At 74.7% G+C, this 15637-nt stretch carries 11 protein-coding genes; 7 read left to right on the forward strand and 4 right to left on the reverse strand.

The genetic code is table 11. The features are described from left to right. Positions 1 to 49 precede the first annotated feature (49 nt). The 4 genes from AB0O09_RS33600 to AB0O09_RS33615 all read right to left on the reverse strand — a co-directional run bounded on the left by AB0O09_RS33600 (position 50) and on the right by AB0O09_RS33615 (position 5734). Entirely contained in the window at positions 50 to 2488 is a 2439-nt protein-coding gene (locus AB0O09_RS33600; RefSeq protein ID WP_363548495.1) for a DUF3488 and transglutaminase-like domain-containing protein, read from the reverse strand. Then, entirely contained in the window at positions 2485 to 3828 is a 1344-nt protein-coding gene (locus AB0O09_RS33605; protein ID WP_363548497.1) for a DUF58 domain-containing protein, read from the reverse strand. The genes AB0O09_RS33600 and AB0O09_RS33605 overlap by 4 nt, the downstream gene beginning before the upstream one ends. A 1-nt stretch (position 3829) precedes the next feature. Beyond that, positions 3830 to 4771, reverse strand: coding sequence for a MoxR family ATPase (locus AB0O09_RS33610; protein WP_363548527.1), 942 nt, complete (start codon positions 4769 to 4771; stop codon positions 3830 to 3832). A gap of 423 nt (positions 4772 to 5194) precedes the next feature. Then, positions 5195 to 5734, reverse strand: a complete 540-nt coding sequence (locus AB0O09_RS33615; RefSeq protein WP_344628012.1) for a carbonic anhydrase — start codon at positions 5732 to 5734, stop codon at positions 5195 to 5197. A 534-nt stretch (positions 5735 to 6268) separates the two neighbouring features. Here AB0O09_RS33615 and rsmH point away from each other — a divergent pair. The 7 genes from rsmH to murD all read left to right on the forward strand — a co-directional run bounded on the left by rsmH (position 6269) and on the right by murD (position 15591). After that, the gene (gene rsmH, locus AB0O09_RS33620; RefSeq protein WP_344628011.1) at positions 6269 to 7237 is read left to right on the forward strand and encodes a 16S rRNA (cytosine(1402)-N(4))-methyltransferase RsmH; all 969 of its coding nucleotides are present in this window, start codon (positions 6269 to 6271) and stop codon (positions 7235 to 7237) included. Positions 7238 to 7430: 193 nt separating this feature from the next. Continuing rightward, positions 7431 to 7889 carry a cell division protein FtsL gene (locus AB0O09_RS33625; RefSeq protein WP_363548498.1) on the forward strand — a complete coding sequence of 153 codons (459 nt, stop codon included), beginning with the start codon at positions 7431 to 7433 and terminating at the stop codon, positions 7887 to 7889. After that, positions 7886 to 10000 (forward strand): penicillin-binding protein 2, encoded by a 2115-nt coding sequence (locus tag AB0O09_RS33630; RefSeq protein ID WP_363548500.1) that lies wholly within the window; start codon positions 7886 to 7888, stop codon positions 9998 to 10000. Before AB0O09_RS33625 ends, AB0O09_RS33630 begins: the two co-directional genes overlap by 4 nt. A 113-nt stretch (positions 10001 to 10113) precedes the next feature. Continuing rightward, entirely contained in the window at positions 10114 to 11709 is a 1596-nt protein-coding gene (locus AB0O09_RS33635; RefSeq protein ID WP_363548502.1) for a UDP-N-acetylmuramoyl-L-alanyl-D-glutamate--2,6-diaminopimelate ligase, read from the forward strand. Beyond that, a complete protein-coding gene (gene murF / locus AB0O09_RS33640; RefSeq protein ID WP_363548504.1) occupies positions 11706 to 13109 on the forward strand; it encodes a UDP-N-acetylmuramoyl-tripeptide--D-alanyl-D-alanine ligase in 1404 nt (467 codons plus the stop codon). The genes AB0O09_RS33635 and murF overlap by 4 nt, the downstream gene beginning before the upstream one ends. Next, positions 13106 to 14167: a phospho-N-acetylmuramoyl-pentapeptide-transferase gene (gene mraY / locus AB0O09_RS33645; protein ID WP_363548505.1), complete on the forward strand. Its 1062-nt coding sequence runs from the start codon at positions 13106 to 13108 to the stop codon at positions 14165 to 14167. The genes murF and mraY overlap by 4 nt, the downstream gene beginning before the upstream one ends. Beyond that, positions 14164 to 15591, forward strand: coding sequence for a UDP-N-acetylmuramoyl-L-alanine--D-glutamate ligase (gene murD / locus AB0O09_RS33650; RefSeq protein WP_363548507.1), 1428 nt, complete (start codon positions 14164 to 14166; stop codon positions 15589 to 15591). The genes mraY and murD overlap by 4 nt, the downstream gene beginning before the upstream one ends. The last annotated feature ends 46 nt before the right edge of the window (positions 15592 to 15637 follow it).

Genomic DNA, 15637 nt, shown 5'->3' on the forward strand with positions numbered 1-15637 from the left:
AACTGCCCGCCCCCGGCGCCGTCGTCCGGCGGGCCGGGAGCGGGACCGGTCAGGACCGGCCGTCCTCCTCGGGCGGACGCCGCAGCACCCGGCGGACAACCGTGCGCACCGCACCCGCCACCGTGTCGAAGCGGCCGCGCACCGCCTGCCGCACCGCGCCGACCCGCTCGGTGGCCCGCCACCACAGGCGCACCGCCGACGGCGGCAGCAGCACCGCCCGCAGCCGGCCGTACCGGCCGACCGACGCCCGCAGCGCCTCACGGGTCGCGAGCACGTCCGCGCCGAGCGGCGGCACCGGCCCGGTCTCCCGGGCGTACAGCACCTGCTCGGTGGCGAGCGCCACCCGGCCCGCGGCCGCCTGCGCCTCGACGTCCAGCGAACCGAGCCGCGCGATCCGCGCCACGGTGCGACGCGGCGTACTGGCGTCGTCCGGCGGGATGCCGAGGTCCCAGGCCGAGTCGATCAACTCCTGCCAGGCGGCCAGCACCTGCGCGTCGGTGAGCTCCGTGCGGTCGGCACCCGCCAGGTGCCGTCCGGCGCCGAGCCGGCGCCGCCGCAGCCTCGCCCGCCACAGCGCCGGCACCGCCAGCAGCACCAGGGCCGACGCCACCAGCGAGAACGTCGCCAGCGCCCGCCAGGACAGCCACCACGGCTCGCCGTGCACGGCCTGGTCCGCGGCGGTCTGCTGGTCCGCGCAGTCCTCCGCGCGGTGGCCGCCGCCGCAGCTGTTGGCCGCACCCGGCGAGGCCGACGCGGCGCCGCTCGGCTCGTCGGTCGGCTGCGCCGTGGTCGCCCCGGCGGACGGGGCGGTCTCCGGCCGGGCGTAGCTCGGCGCGATCGCGCCCTGCCCGGCCGACGGCGTCGGCTCGAAGCGCACCCACCCGGTGCCCGCGAAGTACAGCTCCGGCCAGGCGTGGTAGTTGGTCGACCGCACCACGTACACCGAACCGTCGTTGGAACTGCCCGGCGTGAAGCCGATCGCCACCCGGGCCGGGATGCCCAGGGTGCGGGCCATCGCGGCCATGGTCGACGCGAAGTGCACGCAGAAGCCCCGCCGGTCCTGGAGGAACTTCAGGATCGCGGTGCTGCCGGTGCCGGCCTCGATGTCGGTGTCGTAGTGGAACTGCGGCGAGGTGAACCAGTCCTGCAGCGCCACCGCGCGGTCGAAGGCGTTGTCCTTGCCCGCCGTCACCTCCTGGGCCGTCCTCGCCACCTGCGCCGGCAACGAGTCCGGCAGCTGCAGGTAGCGCCCGGGCAGGTCGGCGGGGACGGGGCCGGCCGAGCGCAGCTGCTCGGCGGTCGGCCGCACGTCCAGGCTGGTCACGTCGTACGTGAGGCCGTCCGTCTTCTGGCCGTCCGCACCGACCACGGTGCGGGTCTCCGGCTCGTACCGCCAGTTGCCCTGCACCTTCACCGAGTTCGCCGGGTACGGCAGCGGCAGCCAGTCGGTGCGCAGGTTCTGCGAGATCGCCACGTGGGTGTCCGCCCGGGTGACCGCGACCGCCGAGGACAGGCCCGCGGGCTTCGGCAGCGGCTCGGGCCGCTGCTGCAGCTTCTGCGGGGAGAACCGCCAGTCGACGCCGTTGAACTCGTCCAGCGCGCCGATCCGCAGGTACATCTCGCCGACGGACTGCGCGGTGGTGCGGTACTGCAGCAGCGGCACCGCGTCCGTCCGGTGCAGGCTCTCGGTCAGCGCCACCACCGGGTTCAGCGAGGTCACGTGGTACCCGGACCCGCTGCCGGAGCCCGAACCGCCGCTGCCGCCGATCGCCCCGACCAGCCCCAGGCCCGCCTGCGGCAGGAACGCCGGCACCGCCACCGCCAGCACCAGCGCGATCACACCGACCCGGTGCCCGCTGTGCACCGGCGGCGTGTTCGTCGCCTTGCCCCGGCCGCTGAACACCCGGCCCCAGCGCGACAGCCGGTCCTGGCCCTCGGCGCGCAGCAGTAGCAGGTAGCCGCCGGCCGCGGGCAGGAACCAGATCCACGAACCCGAGCCCACCCCGGACAGGCCGCAGCCCACCGAGTACAGCGCCAGCAGCGGCAGACCGGCCGCCGCCGCCCGCCGGTGGGTCACCGCCAGCGCGTCCACCAGCACCGCGATCAGGGCGACCGACCCGACCAGCACCAGCCGCAGGCCCGCCGTGTCCGGCGCGGGCACCGCGTACTGGCCGAGGTCCGTGCCGGCCTGGGTGAGCAGCCCGCTCAGCGCGTCCAGCGCCCGGCCGCCGGGCAGCAGCCCCCAGGCCATCGACCGGCGCACCGACAGCAGCATCAGCGCGTACAGCACGATCAGCAGCTGCAGCGGGGTCACCGCCCAGCCGGCGAGGGCGAGGCGGCGCAGCCCGGTGCCGGCCCCGGCCGCGACCAGGACCAGCAGGACGGCCTGCACGAACCAGCCGTGCGTGGTGATCAGCGGCAGCAGGCACAGTGCGGTGAGCGCCGTCGCCGTCGCCGCGCTGATCGTCAAACGGGCCCGGGTGGTCACGCGCCGACCTCGTCTCGGTAGGGGCTCGACTGCTCGGTACGGTCGGCCGAACGCCACAGCTCGGGCAGCGAGGCGCCGGCCTTCACCGGCAGCACCGTCCAGCCGGCCCGCCGCAGCATCTTCTGCTGCTCCTCGAAGTCGCCGTCGGAGGTGTCCGGCAGCAGGTGCCGCAGCCCCGCCCAGGTCGCCGTGTCCAGCAGGAACAGCACCGCGCCGGCGGCCCGGCGGCGCAGCCCGCACAGCCGCTCCAACTGCTCGGAGTCGAGGGAGCCGACGATCGCGACCAGCAGGCCCTCGCCGCCGCGCAGCACCTCCTCGGCGCGGGCCAGCCCGCCGCCGTCGGAGTGGTCGACCACCGCGAGCTCGTCCAGCAGCAGCCCGTTCGCCTCGGCGGGCGTCGTCGCGGCCGGGTTGCCCGCGGACGGCACCGCGCGGCCGGTGTCGGTGACCAGCCGCGTCCGGTAGCCGCGGTCGACCAGGTGGACGCCGACGGACGCCGCGCAGCTCACCGCCCACTCGAAGGAGGAGCCCGGCCCGGAGCCGCGGTGCGCGATCTCCCGGGTGTCCAGCAGCACCGCGGCGTGCGCCCGCAGCGGCTGCTCCTCGCGGCGGACCATCAGCTCGCCGTACCGCGCGGTGGACTTCCAGTGCACCCGGCGCAGGTCGTCGCCGTGCCGGTACTCGCGCGGGATCACGTCGTCGTCGCCGGCCAGCGCCAGCGCCCGGGCGTTGGTGTCGCCGTGCCCGGCCCGCTCGCCCGGCAGCCGCACCGGCGGCAGCGGAACGACCTGCGGCACCACCGTCAGCACGTCGGAGGCGTTGAACGAGCGGCCCAGCTCGCACATCCCGAACGGGTCGGACAGCCGCAGCTGCAGCGGGCCCAGCGGATAGCGGCCGCGCAGATCGGAGCGGACCCGGTAGGACACCTCGCGGTAGCCGTGCGACTCGACCCGGTCCAGCACGAACCGCGGCCGCGGCCCGAGCACGTACGGGACGCGGTCCTCCAGCATCAGCACGCCGGTGGGCATCCGGGACACGTTGTCCAGCCGCAGGTGCACCCGGGCCTCGTGGCCCGCCGGGGTGCGGTGCGGGGACAGCCGTCGGCCGCCCGCCACCCGGTAGCGGGTGCGCAGCAGCCAGAGCGCGGAGACCAGCGGCAGCGCCGCCAGCAGCACACCCACCCGCAGCAGCGCGTCCTGCCCGAAGACGTACGCGCACAGCGAGGCGGTGATCCCGGCGGCGAGGAAGGACCGCCCCCGGGTGGTCAGCCCGTGCAGCCCCGCCCGCAGTCCGTGCGGCGCCTGCCCGGCCTGCGGCGGAGGGTTCTCGCCCGCGGCCACGTCAGCCGCGCCCCTGCGGACGGGGGATCGGCAGCCGCGCGATGAGGTCCAGCACGACCTGCTCGGCGGTGCGCCGGTTCATCCGGCTCTCGGCGGTCGGCAGCAGGCGGTGCGCGAGCACCGGCACGGCCAGCCCCTGGACGTCGTCCGGCACCACGTAGTCGCGGCCCTCCAGCGCGGCGGCCGCACGGGCCGCCCGCACCAGGTGCAGGGTGGCGCGCGGCGAGGCGCCGAGCCGCAGCTCCGGGTGGGAACGGGTGGCGGCGACCAGGTCGACCGCGTAGCGGCGCACCGCGTCGGCGACGTGCACCGAGCGGACCACCTCGATCAGCTTGAGGATGTCGGCGGCGTGCGCCACCGGCTGCAGGTCCTCCAGCGGATTGGCGCCGGCGTGCACGTCCAGCATCGCGAACTCGGCCTCGGGGCTGGGGTAGCCGATCGACACCCGGGCCATGAAGCGGTCCCGCTGCGCCTCGGGCAGCGGGTAGGTGCCCTCCATCTCGACCGGGTTCTGGGTCGCCACGACCATGAACGGCGAGGGCAGCTCGTAGCTGGTGCCGTCGATGGTGACCTGGCGCTCCTCCATCGACTCCAGCAGCGCCGACTGGGTCTTCGGCGAGGCCCGGTTGATCTCGTCGCCGACCACGATCTGCGCGAAGATCGCGCCCGGCCGGAACTCGAAGTCCCGCTGGTGCTGGTCGAAGACGTTGGTGCCGGTCACGTCGGAGGGCAGCAGGTCCGGGGTGAACTGGATGCGGCGCACCGTGCAGTCCACGGACCGGGCGAGTGCCTTGGCGAGCATGGTCTTGCCGACGCCGGGCACGTCCTCCAGCAGCAGGTGGCCCTCGGCCAGCAGCACGGTCAGTGCGATCCGGACGGCCTCCGGCTTGCCCTCGATGACGCTCTCCACCGACGCGCGGATGCGCTCGGCCACCGCGCCCAGCTCCTGGAGCCCCGCGGGCCTGCGCGCCGCGAAACCGTCGGAACGGGTCGCGCCCGCCGTGCCCTGCGTGTTGTAGGTCGTCACCCGTTCGCTCCCATGTGGACCACTTGTGCCGGCTCAGGTTGCCGGCCGACCGATGGCGCACCGCCCGGGCGGGCGTGCGAGTCCGTCGAGGAGCGGCACGGGCGGTGGGCGTGCGGCGGGCCGCCCCGGTGGATCGGGGCCGGGCCTGCACGGGCATTCTTCCCTGTCGTGCGGCCGGAAGTCACTCGGGCGGGCGAGACGCGTGCAGTGTCCCGGTTCGTCCCGGCACCACCGACGCCCGGGGACGGGAGCCCCGGGCGCGGGAGGGGGACCCGGACGACGCTGGCCGGGTCGGAGCGGGGCGTCCGCCCCGGGCGGGGCGGACGCGGAACGGCAGGCTCAGTCGACTTCGCGGAGCAGGCCGGTGTGGACGTCGAAGACGAAGCCGCGGACGTCGTCGGTGTGCGGGACGAACGGCGAGGTGCGGACCCGCTGCATGGACTGGCGGACGTCGCCGTCCAGGTCCACGAACGCCTCCACCGCCCACTGCGGGCGCTGGCCGACCTCGGCCTCCAGCTCGCGGCGGAAGTCCTCGGTGAGGCCGAGCAGACCGCAGCCGGTGTGGTGGATCAGCACGACCGAGCGGGTGCCCAGGGCGCGCTGGCTGATGGTGAGCGAGCGGATGGTGTCGTCGGTGACGACACCGCCCGCGTTGCGGATGATGTGGGCGTCGCCGAGCTCCAGGCCGAGGGCGGCGAACAGGTCGAGACGGGCGTCCATGCACGCCACCACGGCGACCTTCTGCACGGGGCGGGCGTCCATGCCGCCGTCGCGGAAGTCGACCGCGTACTCGCGGTTCGACGCCACGAAGCGGTCGATGATGCCGGAGGCGGAGCTGGCAGCGGCGTTCGGCACGGGCCGGTCGGGGGTCACTGTCATGGTGACGAAGGTAATCCGAATCCCGGCGCCGTGGTGAGGGCGCCCCCGGGCTGTGATCGAGTCCATAGCCCCGCTGCGCCGCAGGCCGGGCGGGTTGCACCGTTCCGCCCGGTATGCCCGGCGCGGACCGCGTCGGTGCGCCCGGCCGGTCCGCCGCGCCCGCGGTACCCGTGACCTGCGCGGAGCCGTACCGCCGCCCGGGTGGCGCTCCGTCGGGGAGCGTTGACTCGGCGTGAGCGGGCGATAGTCTGGCGGCGCAGTGGAGCACTGCCCCGGCGCCCCGCCGACGCCCCCGGGCCGGCGAGGGGGCGCTCCCCGTACGCGGCCCGCGGCCTCCACCCGCTCCTGTGCCACCTGGCGCACCTTCCCCGGTGCCGGGCGGTCACTCCTTCCCCAGGCGAGCGGGCGGGGACCGCGGGCCGTGTGCACGCGGGCGGTCCCGGCCCGGCGGCCGGAGCCGCTCCGGCGGTGGGCGAGAATGGGGCCAGCCGTCCGGGCCCGGGCGGCCGCACCGAGGAAGGTCGCCACCGCGCAATGAGCAACGAGAGTCCGGCACCCAAGCACGTCCCCGTGATGCTGCAGCGCTGCATGGACGCCCTGGCCCCCGCGGCCGGTGCCCCCGGCGCCGTGGTGGTCGACGCCACCCTCGGCCTCGGCGGCCACAGCGAGGCGATCCTCACCCAGTTCCCCGGGGCCCGGCTCGTCGCGGTGGACCGCGACCCGGCCGCGCTGCGGCTCTCCGCCGAGCGCCTGGCCCCGTTCGGCGACCGGGCCACCCTGGTGCACGCCGTGTACGACGAGATCCCGCAGGTCCTCGACGACCTCGGCATCCCCGAGGTGCACGGCGTCCTGTTCGACCTCGGCGTCTCCTCGATGCAGCTCGACGAGGCCGACCGCGGCTTCGCCTACGCCCAGGACGCCCCGCTCGACATGCGGATGGACCAGACCCGCGGGCTGAGCGCCGCCGAGGTCCTCAACACCTACAGCCACGGCGACCTCGCCCGGATCCTCAAGGTCTACGGCGAGGAGCGGTTCGCCGGGAAGATCGCCTCGGTGATCGTCCGCGAACGGCAGAAGGAACCGTTCACCACCAGCGCGCGTCTCGTCGAATTGGTACGCAACGCCATCCCGGCGGCGACCCGGCGCACCGGCGGCAACCCGGCCAAGCGCACCTTCCAGGCCCTGCGGATCGAGGTCAACGGGGAGCTGGAGGTGCTGGACCGGGCGATCCCCGGCGCGCTGGAACGCCTCGCGGTCGGCGGCCGGATCGTGGTCATGTCCTACCAGTCCCTGGAGGACCGCCTGGTCAAGCAGTACTTCCAGGCCGGCGCCACGTCCACCGCCCCGCCCGGGCTGCCGTTCGTGCCCGAGGAGCACCAGCCCTGGCTGAAGCTGCACACCCGCGGCGCGGTGCTGGCCACCGAGGCGGAGATCGAGGAGAACCGGCGCGCCGCGCCCGTCCGGCTCCGCGTGGCGGAGAGGATCAGGGCGACCCGGCGCTGACCGGGGCGGACGGCGAGCGAGGAACGGCGAGAGGGAGGGCGCGGTGCCGGTGGCCGGCGGTGGGCCCCTGCTGCCCGCGGGCGGGCGGGGCGGTCGGACCCGGAGGAGCGGCGCGCTCCCCGGGCAGGCGGGAGGGGGGCGGATCACCGCCCGTCCGCAGTCCCGGTCGGTCCGCGGACGGACACCGTTCGCCGTGCTGATCGTGGTGCTGCTCTCGGCCGGGCTGCTCGGCCTGCTGATGCTCAACACCGCCCTCAACGAGGGCTCCTTCGAGCTGTCCCGGCTGAAGAAGCAGACCACCGACCTCACCGACGAGAAGCAGGGCCTGCAGGCGCAGATCGACCGGAACGCCGCCCCCGACGCACTGGCCCGCCGCGCCCGCGAACTGGGCATGGTGCCCGGCGGCGGCCCGGCCTTCCTGCAGGACGACGGCAAGGTGCTCGGCAAGCCCGGCCAGGCCCAGGACAGCCCGCCGGTCAAGCGGCCCGACGACGCCGCTGCCGCCTCCGCCGCGCCCGCCGCCCCCTCCGGCGACCCCTCCGCCGGCGCCCCGGCGCCGGCGTCCCCCTCGCCGACCGCGGGCGACGACGGGGTGCAGATCGCCCCCGCCCCGCCGGCCACGGCGACCCCGCACCCCGGGAGCGGACGATGAGCACACCGCGCCGGCCGCAGGGCCCCGGCGACCGCAGGCCGCACCACCCCGGAGAGCCCGGCCGCAAACCCGCCGACCGGGCCCGCACCCCCCGCCCGCGCTCCGCCGACCAGGCCCGCCGGACGCCCCCGCGCCCGGACCGCGGCCGCGGCGCCGACCCCCGGGCCGCCCGCCCGGCCCGCCGCCCGCAGCGCCCCGCCGCCCGCCCGCAGCCGCGCATGATCCGTCTCGCCGACCCGCGCAAGCGGCTGCGGCTGGCCGGCATCGCGCTGGTCGTCGTCTTCACGGTGTTCGCCGGACGGCTCGTCCAGCTGCAGCTGCTCGACTCGCACGCGCTCGCCTCCGAGGCCGGCGCCAACCAGTACGTGCCGGTCGTGCTGTCCGCGGAGCGCGGCTCGATAACGTCCAGCGACGGCACCGTCCTGGCGACCACCGTGGACGCCTACGACATCACCGCCGACCCCACGCTGTTCACCCCCGCGGCCACCCACGTCCCGGACGCGCCGGAGCAGGCCGCCGCGCTGCTCGCCCCGATCCTCGGCGTGCCGCAGGAGAAGATCGCCGGACTGCTGCACCTCAACCCGAAGAACCCGAAGAGCCGGTACGCGCTGCTCGCGCCCCGGCAGACCCCGGAGGCGAAGAACAGGATCGCCGACCTGCGCGCCGACCTGGCCAAGCAGGCCGACGGCAAGGCCTGTCGGGGGCAGCGGCAGCTGCTCGGCAAGCCCGCGGAGAAGGGCGGCCGCACCGCGGTCGACGCCGCCTGCGCCAACACCCTCGCCGGGGTGGTCTGGTCGCCCAGCAAGCGGCGGGTCTACCCGGCCGGCGACCTCGCCGGCAACCTGGTCGGCTTCGTCAACGCCGAGGGCACCGGCACCGGTGGCCTGGAGCTGCAGTTCCAGAAGGACCTCGCGGGCGTGGACGGCCGCTCCACCTACGCCTCGGTCGGCGGGCGGATCGTGCCCGGCTCCGGCGGCGGCATGCAGGCCCCGGTGCCCGGCACCGACCTGCGGCTGACCGTCGACAAGGACATCCAGTGGGCGGCCCAGCGGGCCATCACCGACCAGGTCGCCAACGCCGGGGCGGAGAAGGGCTACGTCGTCGTCCAGGACGTGAAGACCGGCCGGGTCCTCGCCATGGCCACCTCGCCCGGCCTGGACCCGAACAAGCTCGCCTCGGCCCGGCCCGAGCAGCTCGGCAACGCCGCCGTCCAGGACGCGTACGAGCCCGGCTCCACCGCCAAGCTGATGACCATGGCCGCGGTGCTGGACACCGGCACCGCGAGCTGGGACACCCACGTCACCGTGCCCAACACGCTGCAGCGCTCCGACCGGGTCTTCCACGACGACGTCGACCACGAGACCTGGTACCTGACGCTGGCCGGCGTGCTCGCCAAGTCCTCCAACATCGGCACCATCGAGGCCGCCGAGCACCTGGGCAAGGACCAGGCCGCGGCCAACAAGGTGCTCGGCGGCTACCTGCAGAAGTTCGGGATCGGGCAGCCCAGCGGCCTCGGCTTCCCCGGCGAGACCCGCGGCATCCTCGCCAAGCCGGAGGACTGGAAGGGCTCGCAGCAGTACACCATCCCGTTCGGGCAGGGCCTGTCGGTCAACGCCCTGCAGGCCACCTCGGTGTTCTCCACCATCGCCAACGGCGGGGTGCGGGTCGCGCCGAGCCTGGTCATGGGCACCACCGGCCCGGACGGCCGCTACACCCCGACCCCGCCGGGCGCGCAGACCCGGGTGGTCAGCGAGGCGACCGCGAAGACGCTCACCGAGATGCTGGAGTCCGTCGTCACCGACGAGCAGGGCACCGGCACCAAGGCGGCGATCCCCGGCTACCGTGTCGCCGGCAAGACCGGCACCGCCAACCGCGTGGACCCGAAGACCGGCCGGTACTCCGGGTACACCGCCTCCTTCATCGGCTTCGCGCCGGCCGACCAGCCCCGGGTCACGGTCTCCTGCGTGATCCAGGACCCGGTCAACGGCCACTTCGGCGGCCAGCTGTGCGGCCCGGTGTTCAAGCAGGTGATGGAGTTCGCCCTGAAGACCCTGCGGGTCGCGCCGAGCGGCAGCGAGGCGCCGAACCTGCCCGTCGACTGGAAGCCCTGATGAACGACGCCCCCGACCACCGCAGCAGCGATCCGCGCCCGGCGGAGCGGAACGACGGGGGCACCCCCGCCCGGTTTGGCCCTGGAGGCCCTTCGGCCGATACCCTGCCCGCCGTGCCGAAACCCGATCAAATCTCCGCGAGCCCGCCCCGCCCCTCCAGCCCGGCGGCGCTGCCGCTCGCCGAGGTCGCCCGACAGCTGGGCCTGGCGCCCGCCGAGGGCGCGGAGGACACCGGGGTCACCGGCATCACCCACGACTCCCGGGCGGTGCGCCCCGGCGACGTGTACGTGGCCTTCCCCGGTGCCAACCACCACGGCGCCGCCTTCGCCGGACAGGCGGTGGCGGCGGGCGCCGTCGCCGTGCTGACCGACCCGGCCGGCGCCGAGCTCGCCCGCGGGGCCGGCGCCCCGCTGCTGGTCGTGGACAACGTCCGCGGCGCCATGGGCCACCTCGCCGCCGCCGTGTACGGGCGCCCCAGCGAGCAGCTGCTGATGATCGGCCTGACCGGCACCAACGGCAAGACCACCACCTCGTACCTGGTCGAGGCCGGCCTGCGCGGCGGAGACCTGCTGCCCGGCGTGATCGGCACCGTCGAGATGCGGGTCGGCAGCGAGCGGATCAAGAGCGAGCGCACCACCCCCGAGTCCACCGACCTGCACGCCGTCCTCGCGGTGATGCGCGAGCGCGGCGCGGCCGCCGTCGTCATGGAGGTCTCCAGCCACGCGCTGGTCTTCGGGCGGGTCGACGGCGTGATGTACGACGTCGCGCTGTTCAACAACCTCACCCCCGAGCACCTCGACTTCCACCCGGACATGGAGGACTACTACCGGGCCAAGGCCCGGCTCTTCCAGACCGACAAGGCCCGCCGCGGGGTGGCCAACTTCGACGACGCCTACGGCCGCCGGCTGGCCGCCGAGGCGCCGATCCCGGTGGTGACCTTCTCCGCGAAGGGCGACCCGGACGCCGACTGGCGGGCCGTGGACGTCCAGCTCGGCCCGGCCGGCTCGACCTTCCGCGTGGTCGGCCCGGACGGCGCCGCCGCGGACGCCTCGGTGCCGCTGCCCGGCCCGTTCAACGTGGCCAACGCCCTCGGTGCGATCACCGCCCTGGTCACCGCCGGCGTGCCGCTGCACGCCGCGGCCGCCGGGGTCGCCGCCTCGACCGGCGTGCCCGGCCGCCTGGAGCGGGTCGACGCCGGCCAGCCGTACGTCGCCGTGGTCGACTACGCGCACAAGCCGGACGCCCTGCAGGCCGTCCTGGAGTCGCTGCGCGAGGTCACCAAGGGCCGGCTGCACGTCGTCGTCGGCTGCGGCGGCGACCGCGACCCGTTCAAGCGCGGCCCGATGGGCGCGATCGCCGCGCGGATCGCCGACACCGCCGTGCTCACCAGTGACAACCCGCGCTCCGAGGACCCGCTGGCGATCCTCACCGCGATGCTCGCCGGCGCCGCCGAGGTGCCCGAGCAGGAGCGCGGCGAGGTGCTGGTCGTCCCGGACCGCGCCGAGGCGATCCTGCACGCCGTCGCCCGGGCGCACGCCGGGGACACCGTCCTGGTGGCCGGCAAGGGCCACGAGGTCGGCCAGTACGCGAAGGGCGAGGTCCGCCCGTTCGACGACCGCGAGGAACTGCGCGAGGCCATCGCGCGGACCGTCCGCACCCAGCAGGCCCCCGCCCGCCCCGAGCAGGCCCCCGAAGGAGAGCAGCCGTGATCGCACTGACCCTGGCCGAGGCCGCCGCTGCGGTCGGCGGCACGCTCGACGGCGCCGACCCCGAGGCCCTGGTGACCGGACCGGTCGTGGTGGACTCCCGCCAGGTGCAGCCGGGCGGCCTGTTCGTCGCGGTTTCCGGCGAGCACGTGGACGGCCACGACTACGCCGCCGGGGCGGTCGACGGCGGTGCCGTCGCGGTGCTGGCCTCCCGTCAGGTCGGCGTGCCCGCGATCCTGGTGGACGACGTGGTGGCGGCCCTCGGCCGGCTCGCCCGCGCCGTCGTGGAGCGCGCCACCGGCACCGCCGTGGTCGCCCTCACCGGCTCCTCCGGCAAGACCAGCACCAAGGACCTCATCGCCCAGGTGCTGCAGCGCCGCGGCGAGACCGTCTACCCGCCCGGCAACCTCAACAACGAGATCGGGCACCCGATGACGGCCCTGCGGGTCGAACCGGGCACCAAGCACCTGGTGCTGGAGATGGGCGCCCGGCACAAGGGCGACATCGAGTACCTGACCGGCATCACCCCGCCCAGCATCGCGATCGTCCTCAACGTCGGCAGCGCCCACGTCGGCGAGTTCGGCTCCAAGGAGGGCATCGCGCAGGCCAAGGGCGAGATCGTCGAGGCGCTCGGCGCCGACGGCGTCGCCGTCCTCAACGCCGACGACCCACTGGTGCGGGCGATGGCGAGCCGGACCAAGGGCCGCGTCGTGCTCTTCGGCGAGAGCCGGGACGCCCACGTCCGTGCAGCCGACGTCCGCCTGGACGCCACCGGCCGGCCGTCCTTCACGCTCATCACCCCGGCCGGTTCCGCACCCGTGAACCTGCGCCTGTACGGTGAGCACCACGTCTCGAACGCCCTCGCCGCCGCAGCGGTGGCGGTGGAGCTCGGGATGCCCGTCGACGACACCGCCGAAGCGCTCAGCGAGGCGGGTGCGCTGTCCCGCTGGCGCATGGAGGTCGTCGACCGGGCCGACGGTGTCACCGTCGTCAACGACGCCTACAACGCGAACCCCGACTCGATGCGGGCCGCGCTCAGGGCGCTGGTGTCGATGGCCGGCCGCGGCCCGGAGCGCCGCCGCACCTTCGCGGTGCTCGGGGAGATGCGGGAGCTCGGCGAGGACAGCCTCGACGAGCACGACGCCATCGGACGGCTCGCCGTCCGGCTCGACGTCACCAAGCTGGTGGCGGTGGGCGGACGCGAGGCGGCCTGCATGGAACTCGGCGCGAGGAACGAAGGTTCGTGGGGTGAGGAGTCGGTGCTGGTGTCCGACGCGGACGCGGCGATCGAGCTGCTGCGCAGTCAGCTGCAGCCTGGGGACGTGGTGCTGGTGAAGGCCTCCCGTTCGGCCGGCCTGGAGAAGGTCGCCGAGGCCCTGCTCGCCGATGGGGCCGCTCAGTGAAGCAGATCCTCTTCTCCGGCGGCATCGGCCTGATCCTGTCGCTGCTGGGCACGCCCGCCCTGATCAAGCTGCTGGCCCGGCACGGCTACGGCCAGTACATCCGCGACGACGGCCCCAAGGCCCACCACAGCAAGCGCGGCACCCCCACCATGGGCGGCATCGCGTTCATCCTGGCGACGCTGATCGCCTACTTCGCCACCAAGGCGATAACGGGCGAGTCGCCCACGGCTTCCGGCCTGCTGGTGCTGTTCCTGACAGTGGGTCTGGGCCTGGTCGGCTTCCTCGACGACTACATCAAGGTGGTCAAGCGCCGCTCCCTCGGCCTGCGGGCCAAGGCGAAGCTGTTCGGCCAGTCCTTCGTGGGCCTCGCGTTCGCCGTCCTGTCGATGCAGTTCGCCGACAGCCGCAACCAGACGCCCGCCTCCACCCACCTGTCGTTCGTCAACGACTTCAAGTGGTCCATCGGCCCGGTGCTCTTCGTCATCTGGGCCTACTTCATGATCGCCGCGATGTCGAACGGCGTGAACCTCACCGACGGCCTCGACGGCCTCGCCACCGGCGCCTCGGTGATGGTCTTCGGCGCCTACGTCTTCATCGGCGTCTGGCAGTACGGCCAGACCTGCGCCCACATGATCACCGCCACCGCGAACTGCTACGACGTCCGCGACCCGCTGGACCTCGCCGTCGTCGCCTCCGCCCTGATGGGCTCCTGCTTCGGCTTCCTGTGGTGGAACACCTCGCCCGCCAAGATCTTCATGGGTGACACCGGCTCGCTCGCCCTCGGCGGCGCCCTCGCCGGTCTCGCCATCTGCTCCCGCACCGAACTGCTGCTGGCCCTGCTCGGCGGCCTGTTCGTGATCATCACCCTGTCCGTGATCATCCAGGTCGGCTCGTTCCGGATGACCGGCAAGCGCGTCTTCAAGATGGCGCCGCTCCAGCACCACTTCGAGCTCAAGGGCTGGAGCGAGGTGCTCATCGTCGTCCGCTTCTGGATCATCCAGGGCCTGTGCGTCGCGGTCGGCCTCGGACTCTTCTACGCAGGATGGGTGGCCGGATGACGGACAACCCCGACTGGAACGGCCTGAAGACCGTCGTGGCGGGCCTCGGCCTGTCCGGCGTCAGCGCCGCCCGGGTGCTGCGCGACCTCGGCGCCGAGGTCACCGTCGTCGACGGCGGCGACGGTCCCGCACTGCGCGCCAAGGCCGCCGACCTCACCGGCATCGCCGTCCGCCTCGGCGACGGCGACACCCTCCCCGAGGGCACCGAACTGATCGTCACCTCGCCCGGCTGGCCGCCGAACAGCCCGCTGTTCGCCGCCGCCGAGCAGGCCGGCGTCCCCGTCTGGGGCGACGTCGAACTCGCCTGGCGGCTGCGCCGCCCGCACCCGGCGACCGGAGAGCCCGCCCCCTGGCTGGCCGTCACCGGCACCAACGGCAAGACCACCACCGTCCAGATGCTCGCCTCGATCCTCACCGCGGCGGGCGCGCGGACGGCCGCCGTCGGCAACGTCGGCGTCTCCGTCCTGGACGCGGTGCTCGCCGAGGAGCCCTACGACGTCCTCGCCGTCGAACTCTCCAGCTACCAGCTGCACTGGGCGCCCTCGCTGCGCCCGCACTCGGCGGCCGTCCTCAACCTGGCCCCCGACCACCTCGACTGGCACGGCTCGATGGAGGCGTACGCCGCCGACAAGGGCCGCATCTACGAGGGCAACAAGGTCGCCTGCGTCTACAACCTGGCCGACCCGGCCACCGAGGCGCTGGTCCGCGAGGCCGACGTCGAGGAGGGCTGCCGGGCGATCGGCTTCGGGCTCGACGCCCCGGGCCCGTCGAACCTCGGCGTCGTCGACGGCCTGCTCGTCGACCGCGCCTTCGTCGAGGACCGGGCCAACAACGCGGCCGAGATCGGCGCCGTCTCCGACGTCGTGCCGGCCGCCCCGCACAACGTCGCCAACGCGCTCGCCGCGGCCGCCCTCGCCCGCGCCTACGGCGTGGACGCCAAGGCCGTCCGCGACGGCCTGCGTGCCTTCCGCCCCGACGCGCACCGGATCGCCCGGGTCGCGGTGGTGGACGAGGTCACCTACGTCGACGACTCCAAGGCCACCAACACCCACGCCGCGGCGGCCTCGCTCGCCGCGTACGAACCGGTGGTCTGGATCGCCGGCGGACTCGCCAAGGGCGCCACCTTCGACGAGCTCGTCGCGGCCGCCGCCGACCGCCTGCGGGCGGCCGTGCTGATCGGCCAGGACCGCGGCCTGATCCGAGAGGCGCTGCTGCGACACGCCCCGGATGTCCCCGTCGTCGAAGCCGCCGCGGGACAGACTGGCGCCGAGGCGATGGCCGACGTCGTCCGCACGGCGGCCTCGCTGGCGAAGCCCGGGGACACCGTCCTGCTGGCGCCCGCCTGCGCCTCGATGGACATGTTCACCAACTACGGCGAACGCGGCGACCTCTTCGCCGCCGCGGTCCTGGACCTGATGGAATAGCGGACGGGCCGGACGGCACCAGCGGCCGTCCGGCCCGAGCGCGGAA

The sequence above is a fragment of the Kitasatospora sp. NPDC093679 genome (assembly GCF_040683455.1).
Lineage (GTDB): Bacteria > Actinomycetota > Actinomycetes > Streptomycetales > Streptomycetaceae > Kitasatospora > Kitasatospora arboriphila.